This window comes from Bartonella sp. AD328YNZD (assembly GCF_042196425.1).
The window spans coordinates 1-6,463 of the sequence record NZ_JBHIQG010000128.1 but is presented as its reverse complement, the minus strand read 5'-3'; the positions used below and the strand labels follow the sequence as shown (position 1 = coordinate 6,463).

Sequence of the window (6,463 nt, the reverse complement as noted above, 5' to 3'; positions counted from 1 at the left end):
TGCCCACGCCCTTCGTAATAACGCAATGCAGTCCTTACTGGTAAGGCCAAAGGGGTTGATCCTGGATCTGGACGAAGACGAAAATCAAGACGAAAAACATATCCTTCCGCAGTGCGTTCTTGAATGATACGGATTAATCGGCGTACCATTTTAGAAAATACGTCAACACTTTCAGAAAGATTACCAATATGAGGTGATGTTTCATCAATGAAAACAATAAGATCAATATCAGAAGAATAATTAAGTTCCCCTGCTCCTAGCTTTCCCATCCCTAAAATAATTAAACCACAGTCTTTTTCTGGATTTTCGCGGCTTAGCAAATTAATCTTACCATGATCATGCGCTTCTCTTAATAGAAAACGTAGTGCTACACTTAATGCTGCTTCGCCCAAACGTGTCAACCAAGCACATGAAATTTCGTAAGTAAAAACACCTCCCAAATCAGCTAAAGCAATGAGAACATGCGCTTCTCGTTTTTTGCGCCTTAAAGCAGCCATCAATGAAGTTTCATTTATAGATTCATCCTTATCAATAGCCGTAATATCATCTATAATTTCGCTCAGCCTTGTTTCTATATCAACATTTAATAAAACACTAAGATATGATGGATTGGCAATTAAAACCTCACGCAAAAAAGGAGATAAGGTCATAACCGAACTGATAAAATCAATCTGCGTTCCACTCTCTGAAATGATGGAAACAAGCGATTCTAAACCTTCTTTCCTTGCTTGTTCTTCCATGTCTTTTAACCATTGGGAACCACTTTTATCGAGAGGACATAAAGAAAGAAGCTGTGTTTTTAAAAAAGCTTGTTTCGTCTGCGCTCCCTTGAAAAGCATTTTGCTTTCCTTTCTATTGCTTTATACTTTTAAAATAGTTATTACGTATGAAAAGAGAAAAGTGAAGAAAAATATCTTTAAGGAAATAACAAAATAGCCCTAAGCCCTGGATTTGCATTTTCAAGTAACAATTCACCCCCATGAAGCTTCATAACCGCTTTTGCTATACTTAAACCAATCCCAAACCCAGGTTGTGTGCGGCTTTCTTCAAGACGAACAAATCGTTCTGTCACTTTTTCACGTTTATCCTCTGCTATTCCTGGTCCATTATCGCTCACAACAACTAATAAATGTTCATCACGATATTCCATTGATAAGCAAACCTTCGCTTGCCTTCCACCTTTAGGCGCATATTTAATTGCATTATCTATAAGATTAAAAATTGATTGTGCAACAAGCTCACGATTCAATTTTAGCTCTTTATCAAATATATCTCCCAACTGAAGTAAAACACCTGACTCTTCAGCAAAAGGTTCGTAAAGCTCAACAGCATCCTCAATGATCAGTTTCATATTAATCATTTCAAGATGTTCAATTGTACTGCTGGCCTCAATACGTGAAATCATTAAAATCGCATTGAAAGTACAAATAAGTTGATCTGATTCTGCAATAACCCTATCAAGGACCTGACGATATTCTAGCTTTGTCTTATTTCCTGAAAGCGCCTCTTCAGCGCGATTTCTAAGACGTGTTAACGGCGTTTTCAGATCATGAGCAATATTATCTGATACTTGACGTAAACCAATATTTAACTCTTCAATGCGGTCTAACATAACATTAAGATTGGTTGACAATCGATCAAACTCATCCCCTACTCCAGAAACAGGTAAACGCCCACTGAAATCACCATCCATCAAACGCTGTGATGCAGCCGTTACATGATCAATCCTTTGTAAAGCTCTCCTGCCAACAAAAAACCATATGAGTAAAGCGCCTCCAACCATTGCAGCAAGTGCAATGATCACAGCTTTGCGAATAACCACTGCAAAACGTTCTGGCTCATCCAAATCACGTCCTATAAGAATCTTCATAGCATTAGGCAAGTCAACAATAACCGCCAAAGCGCGATGTTCACTTGTTTTGCCATGTTCTCCAAAACGGGAATACAAAAAAGAGGTAGAAATAAAACCACTCTGATTCAAAAGACCTAATTCAATACGCGCTACATTTCCTGCTAAAATACGCCCCATAGAATCTGTAACAAGATAAAGAAATGCTCCTGGTTGTCTTGAACGATAATCAATAGTGCGCATTAATAAGGATAATCCCCCATAATTATAAGCATTTTCAATATACTTTAATTCTTCATGTAAAGCCTGTTCAGTTTGCTCTGTTAACAATGAAGCAGAAAATGCCGTCATATAAATCGAAAGTCCTGTTGCCACCAATCCAAACAATAAAATGTAAAGTGCTGAAAGCCTTAGCGCCGTCGTGCGCATTATATTAATCAAACGATTCATGCTTTGTTATCTGGTACTTTCAGCATATATCCAGCTCCACGCACTGTATGGAGAAGGGGAACATCAAAATCTTTTTCAATTTTGGCTCTCAAACGAGAGATATGGACATCAATGACATTCGTTTGTGGATCAAAATGGTAATTCCAAACGTTTTCCAAAAGCATAGTGCGTGTAACAACCTGCCCCGCATAACGCATCAAATATTCAAGCAAACGAAACTCTCGTGGTTGCAATAGAATGTTTCTATCACCCCGTTTTACCGTATGTGCTAACCGATCAAGCTCAAGATTACCTACACAGTAAACAGTTTCTGCTTCTTTAGGATTTTTCCGCCGTTGTAAAACTTCAACACGCGCAAGAAGTTCAGAAAAAGCATAAGGCTTTGTCAAATAATCATCTCCCCCTGCACGCAGCCCCGTTACACGATCATTAACTTGCCCTAAAGCAGACAGAATAAGAACTGGTGTTTCATTGCCTTTAGCGCGCAATTCAGCAATAATAGAAAGACCATCACGATGCAAAAGCATTCGGTCAACAACCATAACGTCATAATTTTCCGTGGTTGCTAAAGCATATCCCGTATCTCCATCATAAGCAACATCAACAGAATGCCCTACTTCCAAAAATGCTTTTTCGAGATAATGCCCCGTCTCATGATCATCTTCAATAACGAGTATCTTCATAAAACGTATCTCCATTATTTTATTATGTTGTAGGACAAATATTTAATAAACATTTGTCCTACAACTAAAGCTTTATTTTTTGAAAATTGGAAGAGCAACAAAACGATTTTGATCATTTGTTCGCACTTGTAAGAGTATAGCTTTTCGTCCTAACTGCTGAGCATTTTTGATTGTGTTAATAATATCAGAGATTCGTTTAACCGGTTTATTATTTACTGTCACAATGATATCACCAGGGCGTATCCCTTTATCTGCAGCATCTGAATCGGTATCGACATCCGTTACGACAACCCCTACACCATCATCAGAAGGCATAACAATCAGACCATAATCTTCCAATGTTTCATCTAAATCACTCTGTCCATTTGAATATTTTGAAGTCTCTTTCTTACTTTCATCTTCAGACATTGAAGCGAGTTTAACCTTGATGCTCTCCTCCTTACCTGATCTCCAAATCCCTATGGTTACCATTTCTCCTGGTTTAATATTTGCAATACGTTTCGCCAGCTCACGCGCATCAGCAACTTTTTCATTATTCACTGAAATAATGACATCACCCGCTTTAATACCAGCCTTTTCTGCCGGTCCTTTTAACGGATCAGTAACCAAAGCGCCTTTGGCTTCTTTCAAACCTATTGAATCAGAAATCTCCTTTGTTACCGGCTGAATCTGAACACCTAACCAACCACGTTGAACTGAACCTTTTTCAATAAGTTGTTGTACAACCTGTTTTACAGTCGCTGCTGGAATAGCAAAAGCAATCCCAACATTTCCTCCAGAAGGAGAAAAAATTGCTGTATTAACCCCAACAACCTTTCCATTAAGATCAAACGTTGGACCACCAGAGTTTCCTCTATTAACAGCAGCATCAATCTGAATAAAATCATCGTACACACCAGTGCCAATATCACGTCCACGTGCAGAAACAATACCTGCTGTCACAGTTCCACCAAGACCAAATGGATTCCCAATGGCAACAACCCAATCCCCAACACGAAGCTTTGAATCATCACCAAAATCAACATAAGAAAATTTTCTTTTATCATTCACTTTTAATACGGCAAGATCGGTTTTGGGATCTTTCCCAATGAGCTTTGCATTCAATTCTGTACCATCATCAAGAACAACAGTATAACTTGTTCCATCAGAAATCACATGATCATTGGTCACAATGTAACCATCAGATGAAATAAAAAAACCCGATCCAAAAGCAACAGGACGGAGTCTCTGCGATTGGTGCGGAAATTTATTTTTAGGTTTATCAAAATCATAAAACTCTTTAAAAAATCTTTTTAAAGGATGCTGATCTGGTAATTGATCAAGTCCTGGACCACTAAAAAAGTTGCTAAAGAACCTATCTTCTTTCTTTTTATTGCTCTTTACTTGTACTGCTACAACGGCTGGTTTCACTTGAGCAACAATATCGGCAAATCCCTGTTGTTGCATTAACGAAGTAAATACAGAACTTGCATGAGCCTTTGTCATCCACAAGCTTGATGTACATCCACTAAAAAACAGCGCACTTTCCAATATCGCAGAAAAACTCACTGCGACAAACGTTTTAAAGAAAGCCTTTTTAACCATTTATTCTATGCTCCTATTCAATCATACCTTTATTTCAATTCCGATCACTTATAAAATACCAGACCTTACCGTTTTCTGTCTAAATTATTAAAGTTTTGTAAGGTTTCAGTATTCCCTAATATAATTACAATAAGATTGTCTGCTCATTGCAGATAATCTTATTTTTTCTTTTATGTAACATTTTTTTAATGCAATGACATTTTTGACTGTCCTTTTTCATTCACATAACTCATGATTATTCCGTTTGAAGTGGAAAAATATGATACTTACGCCAATGATAATAATGATCAAAGGCGAGAACCATAAAAACCAAGTTATCTTATTCAACGGTGGTTTCAAGAGAATAAACTCACCATATCGCTCAACAAGAAAGTCAGTGACTTGCTGATTACTATAGCCCATTTTTAGCCTTTCCCGAATTAAAAGCCGTAAATCACGTGCTAAAGCAGCATCTGAATCATCAATTGATTGATTTTGACAAACGGGACAACGTAAATGCGATGAAATATGGCGTGCTCGCGCTTCAAGAATCTTATCCTTTAAAATCTCATCCGGCTCTACTGCTATTGCTAATCGAAAAGGAAACGCTGCCATTAAAAAAAATACAATCCAAAATTTTTTTTTCATCTCAATGTCTTTTCCAAAAATTTAAAGCAAACACTACCTTATTGTACATGCCAATGCGAAACCAATACCCCAAAAGAGAAAGACATCCTCCCATAGCCATCATGAATGCCCCTAACCAAATACATATTACATAAGGCTTCCACCATATGTGCACAACGAGACCCCGATTATCAATATGTCCCGGTACAATATAGAGCTGTGATAAGCCATGATTTTTAAGACCAACTTCTGTTGTTGATGTATTTTGGCTTGAATAAAATCGCTTTGAGGCTGTTACATGACCTACAATGTTTTTATTTTCATATATTTTAAAATAAAACTCCATTGTCGAATAATTCGAACCAACACCATCATACACTGCATCAAAATGAAGCGTTTTATCCGCTATCGTCACCCTATCCCCTACGTTCATGATTAAAATACGTTCTTGCCCAAAACTTGCCACGCAAACAATACCAAATAATGTAACGCCTAATCCCATATGTGCTATTGCTGCACCAAAAGTAGACCATGGCAATCCAAGAAATCTCTTAACGCGTACTGAAAAAGCTCTCTTGCCATATCCACTCTTTCCCCATAGATCCGCTAAACTGCCTAAAAAAACAAACGCTGAAAGCCCAATCCCTAAAACTGCAAAAATATCACGCACAGATGTCGCGTAAAATATTATAAAACAGACGATACCAACCAATACAAAAACAAACCACAACCGTTCAAAAACTGCAAGACAATCACCGCGTTTCCATGCCATCATTGTCCCAAACGGAACAAACAACAACAGCAAAACCATTAGCGGTCCACAGGTAAGGTTAAAAAAAGCAGCCCCTACAGAAATTTTTTGCCCTGTTAATATCTCAATAAAATAAGGATAAAGCGTACCAATCAATACTGTTGCTGTTATTGTTGTCAGTAACAAGTTATTTAAAACAATAAACCCTTCACGTGAAATTGGTTGAAAAAATCTTTCTGTTTTTAAAATAGGGGTACGCAAAGCAAAAAGAAGAAAAGCAGCTCCCGTAAAGAAAAATAAAAGTGCAAGAATTGCCTGCCCCCGTGCTGGATCAATAGCAAAGCTATGAACAGAAATTAAAAGTCCCGAACGAACAAGAAAAGTTCCCATTAAAGAAAGAGAAAAAGTTAGCAGAGCCAAAAACAAAGTCCAACTTTTTAATATTTCTCGTTTTTCGAGAACAAGAATAGAATGTAAAAGAGCTGTTCCTGAAAGCCAAGGCATAAACGAAACATTTTCAACAGGATCCCAAAACCAGTA

General features: G+C 37.5%; 5 protein-coding genes and 1 pseudogene. All 6 read right to left on the bottom strand.

All coding sequences use genetic code 11. The features are described 5' to 3' along the window. Positions 1-839, bottom strand: a pseudogene (locus ACFIO3_RS07090) (bifunctional [glutamine synthetase] adenylyltransferase/[glutamine synthetase]-adenylyl-L-tyrosine phosphorylase); the annotation flags it as partial. Positions 840-916: 77 nt separating this feature from the next. Then, entirely contained in the window at positions 917-2,299 is a 1,383-nt protein-coding gene (locus tag ACFIO3_RS07085) for an ATP-binding protein (RefSeq protein ID WP_375606364.1), read from the bottom strand. Further along, positions 2,296-2,982, bottom strand: coding sequence for a response regulator transcription factor (locus ACFIO3_RS07080; RefSeq protein ID WP_273791552.1), 687 nt, complete (start codon positions 2,980-2,982; stop codon positions 2,296-2,298). The genes ACFIO3_RS07085 and ACFIO3_RS07080 overlap by 4 nt, the downstream gene beginning before the upstream one ends. Before the next feature lie 72 nt (positions 2,983-3,054). Further along, positions 3,055-4,566 (bottom strand): Do family serine endopeptidase, encoded by a 1,512-nt coding sequence (locus ACFIO3_RS07075; protein WP_375606365.1) that lies wholly within the window; start codon positions 4,564-4,566, stop codon positions 3,055-3,057. Between the two features lie 216 nt (positions 4,567-4,782). Beyond that, the gene (locus ACFIO3_RS07070; RefSeq protein WP_375606366.1) at positions 4,783-5,193 is read right to left on the bottom strand and encodes a cytochrome c-type biogenesis protein CcmH; all 411 of its coding nucleotides are present in this window, start codon (positions 5,191-5,193) and stop codon (positions 4,783-4,785) included. A 1-nt stretch (position 5,194) separates the two neighbouring features. Beyond that, a partial coding sequence (locus tag ACFIO3_RS07065; RefSeq protein WP_375704249.1) for a heme lyase CcmF/NrfE family subunit occupies positions 5,195-6,463 on the bottom strand: 1,269 nt, incomplete at its 5' end.